The sequence below is a fragment of the Alteromonas sp. R7 genome, assembly GCF_055755235.1.
Map to the genome: position 1 here is coordinate 58,856 of NZ_JBVTQX010000016.1, position 14,967 is coordinate 73,822.

14 protein-coding genes are annotated in these 14,967 nt (G+C 45.7%); 10 read left to right on the forward strand and 4 right to left on the reverse strand.

From position 1 onward, the window contains the following. Positions 1 to 86: 86 nt before the first annotated feature. Positions 87 to 1,574 (forward strand): RimK family protein, encoded by a 1,488-nt coding sequence (locus tag AC0J2X_RS19250; protein WP_014976055.1) that lies wholly within the window; start codon positions 87 to 89, stop codon positions 1,572 to 1,574. Further along, on the forward strand, positions 1,571 to 2,845 hold the full coding sequence (locus AC0J2X_RS19255) for a GNAT family N-acetyltransferase/peptidase C39 family protein (RefSeq protein ID WP_472996339.1): 1,275 nt from the start codon (positions 1,571 to 1,573) through the stop codon (positions 2,843 to 2,845). The genes AC0J2X_RS19250 and AC0J2X_RS19255 overlap by 4 nt, the downstream gene beginning before the upstream one ends. A 125-nt stretch (positions 2,846 to 2,970) precedes the next feature. Here the strand turns inward: AC0J2X_RS19255 and AC0J2X_RS19260 are convergent, their stop codons facing one another. From AC0J2X_RS19260 to bioA, 3 genes are all read right to left on the reverse strand, one after another. Continuing rightward, the gene (locus AC0J2X_RS19260) at positions 2,971 to 3,252 is read right to left on the reverse strand and encodes a hypothetical protein (protein WP_039233500.1); all 282 of its coding nucleotides are present in this window, start codon (positions 3,250 to 3,252) and stop codon (positions 2,971 to 2,973) included. A gap of 457 nt (positions 3,253 to 3,709) precedes the next feature. Beyond that, positions 3,710 to 4,231 carry a DUF2937 family protein gene (locus AC0J2X_RS19265; protein WP_014948903.1) on the reverse strand — a complete coding sequence of 174 codons (522 nt, stop codon included), beginning with the start codon at positions 4,229 to 4,231 and terminating at the stop codon, positions 3,710 to 3,712. A gap of 175 nt (positions 4,232 to 4,406) precedes the next feature. Then, entirely contained in the window at positions 4,407 to 5,672 is a 1,266-nt protein-coding gene (gene bioA, locus AC0J2X_RS19270) for an adenosylmethionine--8-amino-7-oxononanoate transaminase (RefSeq protein WP_039227342.1), read from the reverse strand. Positions 5,673 to 5,770: 98 nt separating this feature from the next. Between bioA and bioB the strand changes: the two genes are divergently transcribed. The 4 genes from bioB to bioD are packed head-to-tail and all read left to right on the forward strand — an operon-like array spanning position 5,771 to position 10,126. Beyond that, complete coding sequence (gene bioB, locus AC0J2X_RS19275; RefSeq protein WP_039227343.1) at positions 5,771 to 6,895, forward strand: biotin synthase BioB; 1,125 nt, start codon at positions 5,771 to 5,773, stop codon at positions 6,893 to 6,895. Then, entirely contained in the window at positions 6,895 to 8,256 is a 1,362-nt protein-coding gene (locus tag AC0J2X_RS19280) for an aminotransferase class I/II-fold pyridoxal phosphate-dependent enzyme (RefSeq protein ID WP_472996340.1), read from the forward strand. Before bioB ends, AC0J2X_RS19280 begins: the two co-directional genes overlap by 1 nt. Before the next feature lie 2 nt (positions 8,257 to 8,258). Further along, positions 8,259 to 9,359, forward strand: coding sequence for a methyltransferase domain-containing protein (locus AC0J2X_RS19285; RefSeq protein WP_472996341.1), 1,101 nt, complete (start codon positions 8,259 to 8,261; stop codon positions 9,357 to 9,359). Next, positions 9,356 to 10,126, forward strand: a complete 771-nt coding sequence (gene bioD, locus AC0J2X_RS19290; RefSeq protein WP_472996342.1) for a dethiobiotin synthase — start codon at positions 9,356 to 9,358, stop codon at positions 10,124 to 10,126. The genes AC0J2X_RS19285 and bioD overlap by 4 nt, the downstream gene beginning before the upstream one ends. Here bioD and pepE read toward each other — a convergent pair. After that, the gene (pepE, locus tag AC0J2X_RS19295) at positions 10,097 to 10,819 is read right to left on the reverse strand and encodes a dipeptidase PepE (protein ID WP_472996343.1); all 723 of its coding nucleotides are present in this window, start codon (positions 10,817 to 10,819) and stop codon (positions 10,097 to 10,099) included. The genes bioD and pepE overlap by 30 nt on opposite strands. A 93-nt stretch (positions 10,820 to 10,912) precedes the next feature. Between pepE and AC0J2X_RS19300 the strand changes: the two genes are divergently transcribed. The 4 genes from AC0J2X_RS19300 (at position 10,913) to AC0J2X_RS19315 (ending at position 14,897) form a co-directional block, all read left to right on the forward strand. Beyond that, positions 10,913 to 11,389 (forward strand): low molecular weight protein-tyrosine-phosphatase, encoded by a 477-nt coding sequence (locus tag AC0J2X_RS19300; RefSeq protein WP_014948910.1) that lies wholly within the window; start codon positions 10,913 to 10,915, stop codon positions 11,387 to 11,389. 57 nt (positions 11,390 to 11,446) lie between these two features. After that, positions 11,447 to 12,424: a FecCD family ABC transporter permease gene (locus AC0J2X_RS19305; protein WP_472996344.1), complete on the forward strand. Its 978-nt coding sequence runs from the start codon at positions 11,447 to 11,449 to the stop codon at positions 12,422 to 12,424. A 15-nt stretch (positions 12,425 to 12,439) separates the two neighbouring features. After that, positions 12,440 to 13,375, forward strand: a complete 936-nt coding sequence (locus tag AC0J2X_RS19310; RefSeq protein ID WP_472996345.1) for an ATP-binding cassette domain-containing protein — start codon at positions 12,440 to 12,442, stop codon at positions 13,373 to 13,375. Positions 13,376 to 13,553: 178 nt separating this feature from the next. After that, the gene (locus tag AC0J2X_RS19315) at positions 13,554 to 14,897 is read left to right on the forward strand and encodes a class II 3-deoxy-7-phosphoheptulonate synthase (protein WP_472996346.1); all 1,344 of its coding nucleotides are present in this window, start codon (positions 13,554 to 13,556) and stop codon (positions 14,895 to 14,897) included. The last annotated feature ends 70 nt before the right edge of the window (positions 14,898 to 14,967 follow it).

The following is a 14,967-nucleotide window of genomic DNA, read 5'->3' on the forward strand; positions in this document are numbered from 1 at the left end:
ACTCAGCGCTACTTTAATCGTGTTTGTAAATTGAACAAACACAGCAATAATTGTAACTGACAACACACTATTTAGAAGCGAATTACATGCACAATACACTGATTGTTACTGATGATGTTACTCCTTTTTGTAACACAGCTTTAACCGTGCTGACTTTTCAAGATTATCTTGCTGAATTTCCAAAGTTGAACGAGCCCAAAACACGCGTTATCAATATTTGTGATACCACGCGTTACTTAAGCGAAGGGTACTATTGTTCACTTTTGGCTCAGGCACGTAATCACTCTGTATTGCCTTCTGTAAATACCATTAACGATTTACGCATGGCGGAAGAGAAAAGTATCGATCGCATCGTCTTCTCTTTATCGGTATCTCAAGACAATACGGAAATTACTGATGAGCCTATATTAGTACTTTTCGGCGAAGTGAAAGATCAGCGCTTTAAGCGTTTGGCGCGCCAAGCGTTTGAAAAATACCCGTACCCTGTTTTGGTGTTAAGCCCAACAGTTACCGATACGAAAGTGTCGCCTAAAGCCACGGGTAAAGTACAAATTGAAGGCTTTGCAAGCGTACAGGCAAAAGCGTTTAAGGACTTAAATGCCAAGCAACAAGCGCGTTTCATTGAGCAATTAGAAGCACATACCAAAATACAGTGGAAAGCCGGTAAAACGAGTAAACGTACTCGTTGGGATATGGCCATTTTGGTTAACCCAGAAGAGAGCACGCCGCCTAGTGACGAACGCGCCATTAAAAACTTTGTGAAAGCAGCTGAAAAAGTGGGCTTTCGCGCAGATGTGGTAAGTCGCCTGTCGCAAGAAGAATTGGGTCACTATGATGCATTGTTCATTCGTGAAACGACGGCGATTGACCATCATACTTACCGTTTAGCGCGTGCCGCAGAGCGAGAAGGCATTGTGGTTATGGATGACACGCAGTCAATTCTGCGCTGCTGTAACAAAGTGTACCTGCAAGATGCGTTTGCTTATCAAAAAGTGCCAGCGCCGAAAGCGACGTTTGTATCGAGCGCTACTGATGAAGTATGCGAAAAACTCATAGCTGACTTTGGTTTGCCGCTTGTTTTAAAACTGCCAGAAAGCTCGTTTTCCCGCGGCGTGCATAAAGCTGAAAATAAAGAAGCGTTAAAAACGCGCTTAGAACAAATGCTGGCTGAATCGGCGCTTGTTTTGGTTCAGGAATATATATTCACTGAATTCGACTGGCGAATTGGTGTATTAGGTGGCAAACCTATTTACGCTTGCCAATACTTTATGGTGCGCAACCATTGGCAAATATACAACCATCAGGGAGATCGATTCTCTTCGGGTGGATTTGCCACAATGCCAACGTTTGAAGTACCTAAACCGGTACTACAAGCCGCTATTAAGGCCGCTAAAGCAGTGGGTGACGGCTTGTATGGTGTAGACATCAAGCAAACCGGCAATGCAGTTTATGTTATTGAAGTGAACGACAACCCAAGTATCGACTCGGGTGTTGAAGACAAATATTTAGGCAAAGAACTGTACGAATTAATTATGCAGGAATTTGCTGACAGGTTGGAGCAAAGAGGGCGATGATCACATCGGCTGAGCGAGTAATTGAAGTGAATAATGCAAGTCCACAGGAAAGCGCAAGTCGTGCATATGGCCTAGCTGAGGGCGCATCTAATACTAAATCGACAAATGGCGCCGGTGTGCCTTCTACACAGTCGAGTGTAGTGCTACGCGTTGCGACATTACACGATCTTGCTTCGCTTCAGCACATTGAGCAAACTTGTTTCACCACCGACAGGCTAAGTAAAAGCCGTTTCAAATTTTACATTGATGCACAGCACGCAGAGCTTATTGTGGCCGAGCGTGAGCCGTCGACTTCAAGTTCTAACCTCGACAAAAATAAGCCGAGTGTAAATAGCATTGTTGGCTATGGACTGTTGCTGCTGCGTCGTGGAACGCAGCTCACTCGACTGTATTCTATTGCAGTTTTGCCTGAGGCGAGAGGGCTTGGCGTTGCTGAAAAGCTCATAAATAGCTTGGGGGAGCGGGCGCTTTTGCGGGGAAAGCGATTTATGCGCCTGGAAGTGGCAGTAGGTAATGCTGGCGCCATTGCTCTGTATAAAAAGTTAGGGTTTAGTCAGTTTGGTATGTATACCGATTACTACGACGATCACACTGACGCATTACGTATGCAAAAAGTGTTGGTGCCGAGTAAATCAGTTAAGCCAGAGGTTTATCCGTGGTACCAACAGACGACTGATTTTACCTGCGGTCCATCAGCATTAATGATGGCAATGTGTGCATTGAACAATCGCTATGAAATGACCCAAGAAAAAGAACTATCGTTGTGGCGTACTGCTACCACGATATTTATGATGTCAGGTCATGGCGGTTGCCACCCGGTGGGATTAGCGCTCGCCGCGGTAAACGAAGGTTATGCAGCGAAAGTGGTCATCAATCAGGATGTCCCGCTTTTTGTTGATGGCGTTAGAGATACTAACAAGAAAGCGATAGTCGAAAATGTTGAGTCGCAGTTTATGGCAGAGGCACGTAGAAAAGGCATTTCTGTTGAAATCTCTGACTGGCGAGTTGATGTTATCGACCAAACCCTTAAAGCTGGCGGGGCAGTATTGTGCTTAATCAGCACATACGCGTTCGATAAGAAAAAGGTTCCCCATTGGGTTGCGGTGACTAGCTGCGATTCTCATTGCTATTATCTGCACGATCCAGATGCGAGTGAGGGGCAGCCTGTCGAGTATCAACACATTCCGGTTGCCCGCGAAGACTTTCTAAGGCTTGCCAGCTATGGCACGCGTAAAGTAAGAACATTGGTACTCCTTAAAAAGAAAAAGTAACACGAATTTTTGCTTAGGCCTGAGGCACGGAGAATGCTTGAGGCCTCATACCATTAGTCCGCAAAGATAAATACCCACTCAGCGAAACTTAAAATAGCCATAACCGTGGCGTGTCATCGCAGGTATTAGTGATGAACTCGTGTAACGTTAACCTTTTTATTTAGCGTTTTAAGTTGTTTTACTAATTGAGAAAGCTCTTTCACCGAACCTGAATAATCAATGTGCTTATTCATTTCCTGGCCCTTCACAGCACTTCTATAAAGCGCCTCACTTTCAAAACACGCAGTTTGCTCATTAAGCGTGTTCCATTCCGCTTTTAGGTCGCTTGGAATACAGTGACGTTTTGCAATAATTTTGTCTTTTATTTGCAACACTTTCCCGATTAATAATTGCGCATCTGTTGGCATAACAATATCTCCTGTATAGCTTTTTGTGTTTAAGTTGCTGTTTATCAAAGGTATTAATTGTTCACTTTGATAGGCGTAGTGTAAATTCAGCAACATCTCAACACACACTCTTAATAAGTGTTGCAGCAAAGATGCCAACTCTTACTAGATGATGATTTAGAGCACGCCAAATGTGCCTAAATGCGGATCGCGACTGTTGAGGCTCACCAAAGCGAGAAAAAGAGAGCGTCGAAAAGAGAGAGGAAAAGCTAAAAGGAAAAATAGCGAAGCCGGCTAACGGATAGAGAAAAGCCCGAGCGATTTTAGTGCATGGCTTGCATGATGCCTTGAAATCTCAGGCCATGAAATACCAAAGCCATGCAGCTCATTAAGATCTAATGTGTTGGTTCAGTGGGACTGGTAGAAGTGGCTTTTTAAAAAAACAATAAACCACGTATCAACAAGATAAACCCAAATGCTATTTATAAGCGTAGCGCTTGGGTTTATTTTTAATTTTCTTAACCTGACAATAGCAGAAGTGTGGCGTCCAAATTAACAGATTAAGTAAGATAGCGGTAACAAGGCTGAACACAATTGACGAAGGCGTTAGTGGGACAGAGGGGCTGAAATTATCTAACACGCGCTTCAGCGTACCATATTGAGAAGGCGAGGCCATAAACACAAGCTTTTCGAAGTAATGACCGTGCTCTAGCTTCCTCATGCCTTGCTCTAAAGTGGTGATCTGGGCGAAGCGTGTGGCTTTCATCGAGGCATTCTCTCGCACAACTGGCTCACTGTTTTTCTGTAAGCTTTCAAGCATGGCTTCAACCGACGAAAAACCATGCTGCTTGGCGAGCGCTGACGAACTAGAAACTTCATCTCTCAGTGCATCATAATAACCATTGAGGTATTGACGATAATGATCCGCCAAGATGGGGACTTGAAGTGTAATGATAAACAAGACTGCAAATACTACTTTATCTAAAACACGTACTATCATTCAAATCTCGCTATAAACACTCTGCATTAATGATCTAATTAGTGACCCGCTTTAAAGTTGAATGTTCTCTCTATAACAAAACTAACATCAACCCTCGGGCCATCTGACGTCAACTGGTGGTTCAAAACTCATATTTCACCCAAGAAGGAGATAGTTAGCGTAACAATCTCACACACTATTTCAAGGCGGTGTAAATCGCATGGGTCAGCTTACTTAACTGCTCGGAAGATATAATGTAAGGAGGCATAATGTATACCAATTTCCCGAATGGCCGTATCCACACGCCATGTTTCACAAAATGGCGTTGAATTTCGGCAACATTGACGGGATTTACCGTCTCGACTACCCCTATAGCACCTAACACCCTTACGTCAGCGACTCGCGGCAAGTCTGCACATTTTGCCAATTCGGTTTGTAATTGTTTCTCAATGACAGGAACTTGTTGCTGCCAATGATTTTCGTTAATTAGCGACAGACTGGCATTGGCCACCGCACAGGCTAACGGGTTGCCCATGTATGTGGGGCCGTGCATAAATACGCCAGGCTCCCCTTGGCAAACCCCTAAAGCCACGTCTTCGGTACACAAGGTCGCGGCCAGTGTCATATAACCACCCGTAATCGCTTTACCCAAACACATGATGTCAGGCGAAATACCTGCATGCTCACAAGCGAAGAGCTTACCTGTACGGCCGAAGCCAGTAGCAATTTCATCGCAAATTAAAAGTACGTCGTAGGTATCGCAAAGCTGTCGGCAGCGCTTTAAGTATTCGGGGTGATAAATACGCATGCCTCCCGCGCCTTGAACAACAGGTTCTAGGATAAGGGCTGCCATCGTGTGGTGATGCTTTTCAAAAATCTCTTCAAGCGGAAGAATGTCATCTTCGCTAAACGTTTGGCCAAAGCGAGTTTGAGGGGCGGGCGCAAAAATCTGCTTGCTTAGTACACCCTCAAATAAACTATGCATGCCGTTAACGGGATCGCACACACTCATTGCGGCAAAGGTGTCGCCATGGTAGCCATTGCGCGGCGCGACAATGCGTGACTTCTCTGAGCGTCCTTGACACGCCCAATACTGAATCGCCATTTTTATTGCAACTTCAACAGACACTGAGCCAGAGTCTGCTAAAAATACACGCTCTAACCCTGCCGGCACCATGTTAAGTAACGATTTACACAAGTCTACCGCCGGCTGGTGGGTAATACCGCCAAACATAACGTGAGAAAATGCGTCAATTTGCTTGTGCGCAGCATCGTTGAGTACAGGATGGTTGTAACCGTGAATAGCTGCCCACCAGCTAGACATGCCATCTACTAGCACTTCACTTGTGGCCAAGGTAAGTTCAGCGCCTTTTGCACCAACTACTTCATAGCAGGGAAGGGGATTAACCGCCGAGGTATAGGGGTGCCAAATGTGTTGTTTATCAAATTCTATATTGTTCACAAAATAACCATTAGTAAAGGTTTTGAATTGGTCAGAGTTGACAACTCGATATTGGGGCATAGACTAAGCCAGCAATAATAATTAGTAAAGGACAGTCAATGACGCTGGCTAGTGCGCCTTCTGCGCAAACGACAACTATTCGAAACGATTGGACCAAAGCCGAAGTTGAGGCTTTGTTTGCGATGCCATTTAACGATTTACTGTTTAATGCCCAAGTAGTGCATAGACAGCATTTTAATCCGAATGAAGTGCAGGTCAGCACGCTTTTGTCGATTAAAACCGGTGCTTGCCCTGAAGACTGTAAGTACTGCCCGCAAAGTGCTCGGTATGATACGGGCCTTGAAAAAGAACGATTACTGGAAATTGAAAAAGTCATCCAGCGCGCGAAAGAAGCAAAGCAAGTGGGCTCAACCCGTTTTTGTATGGGGGCTGCTTGGCGAAATCCACGCGACAGAGACATGCCTTACATTTTAAAAATGGTTGAAGAGGTGAAAAGCTTAGGCTTAGAAACCTGCATGACGCTGGGTATGTTAACCCGCGATCAAGCTGTGGCCTTAAAGCAAGCGGGCCTTGATTATTATAATCACAACCTTGATACCTCTCCGGAATACTACGGCGATATTATTACGACCCGTACTTACCAAGACCGATTGAATACTTTAGAAAACGTGCGTGCTGCAGGCATGAACGTTTGCTCTGGGGGAATTGTTGGCATGGGAGAAACGGTGAGCGATCGGGCTAGTATGTTAGTGCAATTAGCAAACCTTCCTGAGCAGCCTCAAAGTGTACCTATTAATATGTTGGTTAAAGTAAAAGGTACGCCACTCGATAGTGTAGAAGACTTGGACTATTTTGAGTTTATCCGCACTATTGCCGTTGCTCGTATTATGATGCCTAAGTCACATGTGCGCTTGTCGGCAGGCCGCGAAGCAATGAACGAACAAATGCAGGCGCTTTGTTTTATGGCAGGCGCGAACTCTATTTTCTATGGCTGCAAGCTGTTAACCACGTCAAATCCAGATACCCATGAAGATGTAATGCTGTTCAAAAAGCTTGGTATTAATACTGAGCGTACAAGGGATTACTCAGACGAAGCACATCAACAAGTGTTAGAAGAAGAAATTGCCCAGCAACAAGAACAAGACGACGACAGTAACGACTTGTTTATTGATGCAACCAAGCCTAAGGTAGCGCCAAAGAAACAGCATTTAACGGAGGCGTAATGGCCTTTCACTGGTTAGACGATTCGCTGAGCGCGCGTGCCGAGCAAGGCTTGCTGCGCCAGCGCCACTGCCAACAATACGAAAAAGACAGCATTATTTGTATTAACGGTGAGCACTACCTTAATTTTTCAAGCAATGACTACCTAGGCATGCGCCAGCATGAGGGTGTATTGCAAAGTTGGGTTGAGGGGCTAGCGCAATTTGGTGGTGGCAGTGGTGCATCGCCTTTGGTAACTGGGCACACACAGGCTCATTTGGCGCTAGAAGCCTACATTGCCGATGGGTTAAACCGAGAAGCTGCGCTGTTGTTTAACTCTGGCTTTGCCGCCAATCAGGCACTGTGCATGGCACTTTTTCCTCACATGTCTCACCCTAATAAAAGCGCGAGTGCGGGTCATATTATTGCCGACAAGCTCATGCACGCTTCGTTTCTAGAGGGGGCACAGTGTGTATCTGACAGCGCTAAGCTTCGCCGTTTCAAGCACAACGATCTACGTCATTTAGAGAGCCTGCTATCAAACGTTTGTCACAGCCAGTTATCCGATGCGGTTGGTAATTCTGATGCAAACCAGCAAGACACTCTGATTGCCAGTGAAGGTGTGTTTAGTATGGACGGTGACGTAGCGCCTTGCGAAGGTATCGCTGAACTGGCCGCTAAATATAATGCATGGTTCATGTTAGACGATGCACACGGTATGGGTGTATTGGGTGAAAACGGCTTCGGTACAGCAGAAGCACTAAACTTAAGCCAGCAACAAGCGCCTATTGTTATGGGAACATTTGGCAAAGCAGTGGGCACGGCCGGTGCCTTTATTGCGGGAAGCCAAACCCTAATTGATTATCTGGTGAATTTTTCTAAACATTATGTGTATTCCACTGCCATGCCGCCAGCACAAGCGGTCGCGACCTTGTACTCTCTCACTCATATCGCCAGTGATACTGCCCGCCGCGAAACGCTGCAAACCAATATCACCTATTTCAGAGAGTCGTTTCAAAAACGTTTTGGACAGACACTCAATTCAAGCGAGAAAGACAAAGCACCAATTGAAATCACTTTGGGGCAATCACAAAGTGCGATTCAGCCTATTATCGTTGGTAGCCCAGAACGTGCAATTGCACTAAGTGACGGGCTAAAACAGCGCGGCATTTGGGTAACGGCTATCAGGCAGCCTACTGTACCGAAAAACCAAGACAGGCTGCGTATTACGCTTACGTCAAATCATTCATCACAGGATATTGACGTATTGCTTGATGCCCTAGAGCTTTCACTTAATAACTTTCTGTTAAGTGAGACTGCAGTAGAAAAAGAATCAGACAGCGCTGTGAATACTCCTGACTCTGTAAGTAAAAAAGAGATGTAACCATGTCACTAAGTCCCGCTGTAAAAGCTTTCCCAACGCCAGAGCAGGTAAGCATGTTCGAAGATAAATTGTCACCTGATGTAGCTCAGCATGCTTTTAAGGCTGAGGGGACTTTTTCTACCGAGACATCTCTTGAATCTGAGAAAGCGACCAACGCTAAAGGGACTCTCGTAGCTAAAAATACTTACCATGCCGAATGCTCGTTCAAAGCTGAGGCTTATGTGAATGCTGAGAAAAACGCTAAGACTGAGGGCTATATTCCAGCTGAAGGCTATATTCCAGCTGAAGGCTCTATAACAACTAAAGGCTCTGTAAAAGCTGAACGCAATGATACTACTCCAGCAATTAATGAGCAGGACGTGGCACATCGCTTTTCAAAAGCGGCTGTGCAGTACAACAGTATTGCGGGTGTTCAGCGCATTATTGCCAAGCAGGCATTAGCGAACTTACCGATAGACCTACAGGGTACGGCTCTTGATATCGGCAGTGGTACTGGCATTCATACCCAAACCCTTGCAAATAAAGGTGCAGCTGCAACTGGCGTAGACATTGCCGAGGGAATGTTGGCGCAGGCCAGAAAAATGTACTCTGACCCCATTTTTATTCAGGGTAGTGCTGTTGATTTGCCTTTCTCTGATAGCCAATTTTCAACCGTATTTTCATCTATGGCGCTTCAGTGGGTTAGCGATACTGGGCTTGTTGCTAATGAGATAGCGCGAGTGCTTAAAAACGGTGGTATTGCCGAGCTGGCTATCATGGTGGCGGGGTCATTTAGTGAACTTAAAACGGCGCGCAAAGTAGCGCAGCTTCCACAGGCTGAAACCTATATGCCGACAACCGCACAATGGGTAAATGGCTTTAAGCAGTCAGGTCTCTCTTTGCAACGGGTGATTACTAAGGACTATGTCGATACTCACTGCGATATTATGTCGCTATTGCGCTCTGTGAAAGGTGTAGGGGCAGGAGAGACCGGGCGAAAACAACCGCCGCTCACCCGTCGAGATATTAAAAAATTAGCCATGGCTTACAGCAATATGAGTGGTGTAGAAAGTAAGTTACCGCTTACCTACCGCGTGAGTCATTTTAGATTGGAAAAACGATGAAGCAGTATTTCATTACCGGTACCGACACCGAAGTAGGTAAAACCTATGTTACCTGCCAATTGCTAAAAGCCGCGCAAAAAGCCTCGTTAAGCGCCATCGGCTACAAGCCTATCGCAGCCGGATGCGAACAGATAAACGGCGAGTGGGTTAACGAAGATGCGCTAAATATTCAGAAAGCGTGCTCCAAAATACGCGCAAATAAAGCCATTAGAATTACAGATAATAACCAGCTAAAAAGCGCAAATGAAAACAACGAAGAAAGTGGACAGACACTTCCTTTGCATCAAATAAACCCAATTGCACTAAAGCCGGCTATTGCACCACATATTGCTGCCCTTGAAGAAGGTGTTGCGTTAACGTTTGACGAAATTGCAAGAGGGCTTGATGCACTGAACGCCTATCAACCAGATCTTCTGTTAATGGAAGGTGCAGGTGGGTGGCGTTTACCGCTAACGGTAGGTGATGAGTATACGCCCACTTACTATCTTTCTGATGTCGTGAAAACACTCAAAATGGATGTAATTTTAGTTGTAGGCATGCGTTTGGGTTGCTTAAATCATGCGTTATTAACTGCAGAAGCAATTCGCGCCGATGGACTTACCATTAAAGGATGGGTTGCGAACGACATCACGGGTAACATGACGCGATACCAAGAAAATCTGCACTCTCTTAAAGCCATGTTACCCGAACCGCTACTGGCAGAAATTCCTTACCAGGTAGCGCCCAACGATGAGGCGTTATTCGCCGCTATCAAGCAAATAAGTTAAATCATCATCTGAATGAATTGGCTTTTTTTCTTCACCTAGAAAGATAAAGCCGTCTTTTTGACCTACTAGGGTAAGTTGATTATGAGTAAGGCGCAGCGCTGTACCTTCGCGAATAGCAACTACTGGCGTGGTTGGATTAAGCGTGGTGAACTCTGCCAAACGTTGGTCGCGGGTTTCGCCATTGTGACCCGGCGGCTGATAATCGGTGTAATGCGGGTTTAACTGAAACGGCACGATATCTAGTGCATCAAAACTCGGCGGCTCGATAATGGGCATGTCGTTAGTGGTTCTAATTGATTGACCACAAATATTCGAACCTGCACTCCAGCCAATATAAGGAGTGCAATCGGCGATGGCGTGCTTTATTGGCACAATAAGCGCGTTTGCATAAAGGGTAGAAAGCAGGTGAAAGGTGTTTCCACCGCCTACAACAATGGCTTGGCCGTTTTTCTTTGCGTTATTTACCGCGGCAACCGGATCTTCAACGGAATGTAGCCCAGTAACCTTGCACTCTGGCAGGGCGGTAGCAACGGCGTCTACATAGCTATCGTACGTTTGAGTGACGGCGGCATAAGGAACAAATAGAAGGTCGCGAATTTCGCCTAAGTGTGCAAAAATAAGCGCTCTAGCGTGCTCTAAGTAAGCCTCGTCGCCTTGACGTGAGCTACTTAGCATAAGTACATGTGCGGTCATACTAACTCCACAATTTTTCTGACGGCGTATCATACGTGAAACTAGGCATAAAGTTTAGTCGCGCTCCGTCACTGCGTTGAAATAGGATTTTGAATGAAACAATCTACATCGGTGTTGTTCGTGTGTTTGGGTAATATTTGTCGTTCTCCAACCGCAGAAGCCGTGTTCAAACACAAGGCTGCACAAGCCGGATTAAATATTGAAATTGACTCAGCGGGAACCCACGGCTATCACATTGGTAACCCGCCCGATAAGCGTTCGCAAGCCGCAGGCGTAGAACGAGGCTACAGTTTCAAAGGGCTAAAATGCCGACGTGTGGATGAAAGCGACTTTGAGCGATTTGATTTCATTCTTGCCATGGATAACAGCAACCTTGCTAATTTGCACGGTATGTCGCCTAGCCAGTACCACGATAAAATTAAGCTGTTTCTTGATTTTGCAAATGCAGACGATAAAGAAGTACCTGATCCATATTATGGCGGCAAGCGCGGCTTTGAGCTGGTGTTGGATCTTATCGAAGAAGCGTCGGACGGTTTGATTGCGCATATTAAACAAACCCAACAACAATAAACGCAAGTCATATTCATAAACCATCTCGAAAGCCCACGTTGAGAACCCGTATTGACAATGACAGGAACTAAACGCACCGCCGTCACTTTGGTTGTAATAACAGTACTTTTGTCACTCGTCATAGGTGTGGTAGGGATTGTTAGCGTGACAGGGCTGTCTGATACGGCGGCTGAACTAAAACAGCATATTATTGTTCAGCTTCAAATACCGCTTATTCTTACTGCGTGTTTAGTAGGGGCGGCACTGTCTACAAGTGGCGCTACCTTGCAAGTAGTGCTGCGAAATCCTTTGGCAGACCCGGGAATTATTGGCATTACGAGTGGCGCAAGCTTGGTTGCTGCGCTTTTGCTACTGCTAACCCCACAATGGGCTACAGCGTACCTACACTATTTGCTGCCTTTGGGATGTTTTATTGGTGCGTTGTTATCTACATTTATTATCTACCGCTTAGCAAGAAAACTGTTGGGCTCCTCTACGGCTGTTATTCTAGCGGGTATTGCCATCTCTACTCTTAGCGGCGCTATTATCGCTTGGCTTTACATGTTCAGCGACGCTAATGCCCTGCGCAATCTTACTTTCTGGTTAATGGGCAGCTTGTACCAAACTAACTGGTTAATTTTGTCAGTGGGCGGCCCGTTAATCGCTGTTGCTGTCGCATTACAGCTTTATTTCGCCGGCGATTTAAACAAGCTCTATGCTGGTGAACTTGCAGCAAAAAGCAGTGGTGTGGATGTGGAGAAACTCACTGAGCGCGCACTCATTGTCTGCGCTATTGCTGTAGGTACTGCGGTGTCTATGGCAGGCTCTATTGCTTTTGTTGGCTTGTTAGTACCGCATATCTTACGTTTCATCATCGGGCATAATAATCGCTATTTGTTGCCGTTAAGTGCATTGAGTGGTGCAAGTCTGCTGATGCTGGTTGCGTTAAGCTCTGAAATGACCCGTGCCATTACGCTTCCGGTGTCTATGGTAACAGCTACGTTAGGCGGTCCATTATTAATTTGGGCATTAGCAAAAGGTCAAATAAAAGGGTAGTGGAGGGGAAATGAAATGACGACACACAATTTTAGACCCCAGCAACGCCCTGATTCTGACAGCAATGAACGAATAAATGCTAGTGAGCAAGACACCATAATTACTAACCCTGAGGAAAGCGTTAGCGTTAAAGATGACGTTACTGATTGCAATAGCCCAGCGAATAGCCATAACCTAGCAGATAGTCGTACCGTTTTAAGCTTACAGAATGTAAAAGTGGCATCGCGACTTTCGGTGGAAGGTTTACGTGCAAAAGAAGGCGAGTGCGTTCACATTATAGGACCAAATGGGGCAGGGAAATCAACACTGTTGCTTATTCTTGCGGGCCTTATTGACGCTGATGAGGGCACCGTCATGCTGCTAGGCAAACCAATGAACGATTGGTCGCTGGCAACACTTGCGAGTGTGCGCACCTTATTAGCGCAACAAAGCGAAAGTGGTTTTCACTTGTCGGTAAAAGAATACCTAAGCTTTTATGCAACAGCACAGCAAGATGAACTAATTCCTCCGGTTTTAGAAAAAGCACTCGAAATATCGGGTTTCTTGAACCAAATTGTCACCCAGCTTTCTGGCGGCGAGCGTCAGCGAGTTGAGATTTGTCGTTCGCTTTTGCAAATTTGGCCGCAGCTAGAGCGCGGAGAGGGGGTAGTGCTTTTAGACGAGCCATTGCAAGGACTTGATATAAGGCATCAATATGCACTGGCTAGTTTGGTAAAATTCCTTTGCGATAAAGGGAATACCCTTCTTATGACGTCTCACGATATCGCGCTTAGTGCCAACTATTGCGATAGTTTATGGCTTATGCAAAAAGGTCGTATGGTAGCGTTCGGTAAGCCACAAGAGGTGGCCACGCAAACAAACTTAGAAAGTGTGTTTGAATGCCATTTTGCTATAAGCAAGCACGATAACTTTCTAGAAATTCAAGTTTGCGCACCTATTTCCCTAGAATAAATGTGGTAAAGTGCCCCCAGCATTTTTTTAGATTCACATTTTCACATTAGACTGATTAGAAAAAAGCGCTACAGACGCACTGTTAAGCGCGTTACAGTCTTTTTATTCGAAGCGTCTAGCTTCAATAAATATTTTCAGTAAAACGTTTGCCCTACGTTTTTTATTCAGGAGAACACCGTTGAGTAATTGGCAAGTAGACAGTTGGAGAAATAAACCTATTCTTCAGCAACCAGAGTACGACGATAAAGCACGTTTAAAAGAAGTAGAGCAAACATTAAGTTCTTATCCACCGCTTGTATTTGCTGCTGAAGCCCGCGAGCTAAGACGCCAGCTAGGTGAAGTCAGCTTGGGTAAAGGCTTTCTTTTACAAGGCGGCGACTGTGCTGAGTCGTTTGACGAATTTAATGCGCCTAAAATTCGCGATACCTTTAAAGTTATTCTTCAAATGGCCATTGTGCTTACCTTTGCTGGTCGTTGCCCGGTAACTAAGGTTGCCCGTATGGCAGGCCAGTACGCCAAGCCGCGCTCATCAGATTTCGAAACCCGCGGTGGCGTGACTTTACCAAGCTATCGTGGCGATATCATCAATAACTTCGAATTTACCGAAGCGGCCCGTCGACCAGATCCTGACCGTTTGTTGGAAGCCTACCATCGCAGTGCGTCAACCCTGAATTTACTTCGCGCGTTCGCACAAGGTGGTTTGGCCGACCTTCATGAAGTTAACCGCTGGAACATGGCGTTCGTTGAAAACAATCCGCTTAAAGAACGTTATTCTGATATGGCCAACCGTATTCAAGATACCCTTGAGTTTATAGATGTTATTGGCATTAACGCGCAAACCAGTTCTACGCTGCACGAGACCTCACTGTTCACGTCGCATGAAGCATTGCTGTTGAACTATGAGCAGGCGCTAACACGCATCGATACCCTTACCGGTAAGCCTTACGATTGTTCGGCTCACATGGTGTGGATTGGCGAGCGTACCCGTCAACTTGACCATGCGCACGTTGAGTTTTTCCGTGGCATTCACAACCCAATTGGTGTGAAAGTGGGGCCAAGCATGCAAGAAGACGAGCTTATTCGTTTGATTGATGCGCTTAACCCGCTAAACGATCCAGGTCGTTTAACGCTAATTACGCGTATGGGCGCCGATAATTTAGCCGACAATTTGCCACGCTTATTGCGTAAAGTGAAAGCTGAAGGCAGACACGTAGTGTGGAGCTCTGACCCGATGCACGGCAACACGTTCTCGGCATCTAGCGGCTATAAAACCCGTAACTTCGATGCAATTTTGAAAGAAATTAAGCAGTTCTTCCAAGCTCACGAAGCAGAAGGTACTCACGCAGGTGGTATTCACCTTGAAATGACCGGTCAGCACGTAACGGAGTGTACAGGCGGTGCTTATGAAATTAGCGATGAAGACTTAGCGCAAGCCTACAAAACGCAATGCGACCCGCGCTTAAATGCAGACCAAGTACTTGAAATGGCATTCTTGGTGGCTGATCATTTGCGTAATGCGTAATGCGTAATGCGTAATGCGTAATGCGTAATGCGTAATGCGTAATGCGTAATGCGTAATGCGTAATGCGTAA

Excerpts from the sequence above, each read along its gene's own strand:
- AC0J2X_RS19250 (WP_014976055.1), top strand. The coding sequence starts at position 87 with ATGCACAATACACTGATTGTTACTGATGATGTTACTCCTTTTTGTAAC.
- AC0J2X_RS19255 (WP_472996339.1), top strand. The coding sequence starts at position 1,571 with ATGATCACATCGGCTGAGCGAGTAATTGAAGTGAATAATGCAAGTCCA.
- AC0J2X_RS19260 (WP_039233500.1), bottom strand. The coding sequence starts at position 3,252 with ATGCCAACAGATGCGCAATTATTAATCGGGAAAGTGTTGCAAATAAAA.
- AC0J2X_RS19265 (WP_014948903.1), bottom strand. The coding sequence starts at position 4,231 with ATGATAGTACGTGTTTTAGATAAAGTAGTATTTGCAGTCTTGTTTATC.
- bioB (WP_039227343.1), top strand. The coding sequence starts at position 5,771 with ATGACGCTGGCTAGTGCGCCTTCTGCGCAAACGACAACTATTCGAAAC.
- AC0J2X_RS19280 (WP_472996340.1), top strand. The coding sequence starts at position 6,895 with ATGGCCTTTCACTGGTTAGACGATTCGCTGAGCGCGCGTGCCGAGCAA.
- AC0J2X_RS19285 (WP_472996341.1), top strand. The coding sequence starts at position 8,259 with ATGTCACTAAGTCCCGCTGTAAAAGCTTTCCCAACGCCAGAGCAGGTA.
- bioD (WP_472996342.1), top strand. The coding sequence starts at position 9,356 with ATGAAGCAGTATTTCATTACCGGTACCGACACCGAAGTAGGTAAAACC.
- pepE (WP_472996343.1), bottom strand. The coding sequence starts at position 10,819 with ATGACCGCACATGTACTTATGCTAAGTAGCTCACGTCAAGGCGACGAG.
- AC0J2X_RS19300 (WP_014948910.1), top strand. The coding sequence starts at position 10,913 with ATGAAACAATCTACATCGGTGTTGTTCGTGTGTTTGGGTAATATTTGT.
- AC0J2X_RS19305 (WP_472996344.1), top strand. The coding sequence starts at position 11,447 with ATGACAGGAACTAAACGCACCGCCGTCACTTTGGTTGTAATAACAGTA.
- AC0J2X_RS19310 (WP_472996345.1), top strand. The coding sequence starts at position 12,440 with ATGACGACACACAATTTTAGACCCCAGCAACGCCCTGATTCTGACAGC.